The following is a 3,321-nucleotide window of genomic DNA, read 5'->3' on the forward strand; positions in this document are numbered from 1 at the left end:
TACCCGCATTGGTAAACATTAAAGTGGGGTCGTTTTTAACCACAATCGGTGCGGAAGGAACAACATGATGTTGTTTCGATTCAAAAAAACTAAGGAATGCCTGTCTAATCTCTTTTGCTGTCATTTCAATATTATTGGAGGGAACAAAATTAAAATTTTATTGCGTTATTAAGGAAAAATCGAGCTACATTTGAATACTTTAATTAATCGATATAAGACACTCATAATCAAGCACAAAATATGCCGTATAAAGAAAGAGACATTAATAAAATGTATTATACCATGGGCGAAGTGACTGAAATGTTTAATGTTAACGCATCTCAGATCCGTTTTTACGAGARGGAATTCGATATCCTACAGCCCAAGAAAAATAAAAAAGGCAACCGTCTTTTTACTCCAGAAGACATCGAAAATCTAAAGATCATCTTCAACCTTGTTGATGAAAAAGGATTTACATTAAAAGGTGCCAAAGACTATTTAAAGAATAATAAAACAGGCGTTAGAGAGAATCAAAAAATTATAGATTCGTTAGAAAAACTGAAAGGTTTTTTGGTAAACCTGGCAGAAGAACTGTAAATATTTTATTTCCCTTATCATTATCAATTTTCTTTGCATTACTCTTCTGTAATTAGAAAAATACATTTTTTGTAGTTTTTTTAATTATTTTACTATATTAGCAAAACCAAAACATCAATCACCCCTATTTTTTATTAACTGGTATAACCCCTGCTTATGAAAATATGGTATGTATTGTTGCTTGTCTTTTTCCTCTATTTTTTATTTTCCCAAAACCATTTGGGTGGCCGTTTATCTGCCATAGTTAATCATTTCTTTCTTCGAGAAAATTCTTTTGGAATTACATTGATCCCTAACAGAGAAATGGTAATTGCATGGGCTGTTAACCTTTATGATAAATTTCTAATTGGAGGTGGCTATGCGGTTTAAGAGCTTAATTGTTGCATTTCTAATGATTGGATTCATGGCAAATGCTCAAATCAATACTGAGGAAACAGATACACGTGATATTTTGGAGAGTATGGCCGAAAACCTCCCCGATGATTACGATATGACTGAACTGATTGATGTATTGGAAAAATACCGTAAACATCCAATTAATCTGAACCGTACTTCAGTTGAAGAGTTAAAGACTTTGGTTTTCCTATCCCCTCTACAGATTGGTAATTTCTTTACACATCTAAAGGAAAATGGTCAGCTTACAGATGTGCTGGAATTACAAAGTATTGATGGTTTTGATATTAAAACCGTGCATAATCTCCTCCCATTTGTAACGTTGACCAATATCGCTGAATATCAGCAGCTCGATTTTAAAAACATTGTACGTACTGGTGAAAATGATTTGATGATGCGCTTTGCCCAGGTCCTACAAAAACAAAAAGGTTATACAGATTTACCCGGGAACCGGTATTTAGGTTCGCCAGAAAGATTTCAGACGCGCTACAGATATCATTATAGCTCAATTCTATCAGCAGCCATTACTTTAGACAAAGATGCTGGTGAAAAATTTATAGGCAAGCCTTTCGATTTTTATTCTGGCAATATCGCACTATTCAAATTGGGAAAGCTAAAAAAACTGGTAGTTGGCGATTATACATTGCAATTTGGACAAGGCTTAACATTATGGTCGGGTTTTTCTTTTGGCAAAGGTCCTGATGTAACCAGCGTAGCTAAAAAAGATTTAGGTTTAAGGCCTTATAACTCTACTAATGAATATTCTTTTTTTAGAGGAGGTGCTGCAACGATTAACTTATTTAAAAATGTAGACATTACCCCTTTTGTTTCGTTCCGCAATCTTGATGCTAGCCAAAAATTAGATTCAGAAGGAAATTTAGTTCAGGCCACCATTAATCAAACTGGTTTACATAGAACCCCTACTGAGATTAAGAATAAAGGCGTTTTAGCGCAAAGCGTATTTGGTACCACAGTTCAATATGCCAAAAACGAATTTGCTGTTGGCGCAATTGCTTACCATACTCGTTATAAGAGCCGTTTTATTACACAAACAGCAGCTTACGATCGATATAGTTTCACAGGTAAAGCGCTAACCAATTTGGGGTTGTTTTACAATTATACATATAAAAATATGTACCTCTATGGCGAGGCAGCCAAGGGTTTAGGTGGTGGCATTGCCTATATTAACGGTGTCCTCATTAGTTTGTCACCAACAGTTTCTGCTGCTTTAACTTATCGCGATTATGATAAAGATTATCATAGTTTCTTTAATCAGGCAGTATCCGAATCGAGCGAAGCCGTAAATGAAAAAGGATTGTATGCTGGCCTAAATATTAATCCCAATAAACAATGGGCTTTTTCTTTCTATGGTGATTATTTTCGCTTCCCGTGGTTAAAGTACCGTGTTGATGAGCCATCAAAAGGTTACGAGATTTTAACCCAGGCCGTTTATACACCAAGCAAAACCTTTAAAATTTTAGTCCGATTTAAAACAGAACATAAACAACAAAATACGGATTTAGATGTGCCTGTTAACTTTTTAGACAATGTAAAAAGAGAAGGTTATCGGGCAGAGGCAAGCTGGCAATTGAATAATAATTGGCGCTTCCAAAACAGGCTAGAGATTTCACAATATAAAAAAGGTAGTGCCAATAGAGAATTTGGTTATCTCGTTTATCAGGATGTAGACTATTCTCCAATGTTCGCTAAGCTAACAGGAAATGTAAGATTTGCCTATTTCAATACCCCAAGTTATAATAGCAGAATTTATGCCTATGAAGATGATGTTTTGTACAGTTTTGCTTTTGGAATGTATAATGGAAGAGGTTTTAGGACTTATTTTAACCTGAAATACAGTATAGTCAAGAAGCTAAATATTTGGGTTCGATATGGGTTGTTTGTTTATAAGGACGTAGAAACAGTAGGTACTTACCTGGATGAAATTAAGGGCAATAAAAAATCGGAAGTTAAAGTTCAGGTACGCTATCAATTTTAAACAATGTTTAAGTCCGAATATGTTTTTGTCAGGATCCTGTTTCCTTTTCTTTTAGGCATCTGCATTTTTTATTTTTTTCCAAAAGGCATAGGTATTCAATGGTGGGCCTCAGTCTTACTTGTTGTTTTACTGTGCATTTTATTGTTGAATATTACTTATAAAAAATTAAATGTTTACCGTTACAAGGGAGCTGTTGGTATTTTGATCTTTATACTTTTCCTCAGCCTTGGCGGTTTACTTTGCCTGCTCCATAACGAAAGTTTAAATCAAAATTACTTTGCAAAAACGCAGTGCAGCTATTTAAAAGTTTGGGTGAACAATGAACCTCAGCAAAGTAGCAACATCTTACGTTTTAA

General features: G+C 34.6%; 5 protein-coding genes. 4 read left to right on the forward strand and 1 reads right to left on the reverse strand.

Annotated features, from left to right (window positions below):
- On the reverse strand, positions 1 to 124 hold a 124-nt coding region (locus AC1DPQ_RS22050; protein WP_477610884.1), incomplete at its 3' end, for an alanine--tRNA ligase-related protein.
- 116 nt (positions 125 to 240) lie between these two features.
- On the opposite strand from AC1DPQ_RS22050, the gene AC1DPQ_RS22055 reads away from it, so the two are divergent.
- The 4 genes from AC1DPQ_RS22055 to AC1DPQ_RS22070 all read left to right on the forward strand — a co-directional run.
- Positions 241 to 576 (forward strand): MerR family transcriptional regulator, encoded by a 336-nt coding sequence (locus AC1DPQ_RS22055; protein WP_477610882.1) that lies wholly within the window; start codon positions 241 to 243, stop codon positions 574 to 576.
- A gap of 156 nt (positions 577 to 732) precedes the next feature.
- Positions 733 to 945, forward strand: a complete 213-nt coding sequence (locus tag AC1DPQ_RS22060; protein WP_477584619.1) for a hypothetical protein — start codon at positions 733 to 735, stop codon at positions 943 to 945.
- Positions 946 to 979: 34 nt separating this feature from the next.
- A complete protein-coding gene (locus tag AC1DPQ_RS22065) occupies positions 980 to 2,965 on the forward strand; it encodes a helix-hairpin-helix domain-containing protein (protein ID WP_477584620.1) in 1,986 nt (661 codons plus the stop codon).
- A 3-nt stretch (positions 2,966 to 2,968) separates the two neighbouring features.
- Positions 2,969 to 3,321, forward strand: a 353-nt coding sequence (locus tag AC1DPQ_RS22070) for a hypothetical protein (protein WP_477610883.1), incomplete at its 3' end; no start/stop codon positions are given.

The sequence above is a fragment of the Pedobacter sp. 01T416_2 genome (genome assembly GCF_056398925.1).

Bases quoted from the DNA above. Each gene is read 5' to 3' on its own strand.
- AC1DPQ_RS22060 (WP_477584619.1), top strand. From the start codon at position 733: ATGAAAATATGGTATGTATTGTTGCTTGTCTTTTTCCTCTATTTTTTA.
- AC1DPQ_RS22065 (WP_477584620.1), top strand. From the start codon at position 980: ATGGCAAATGCTCAAATCAATACTGAGGAAACAGATACACGTGATATT.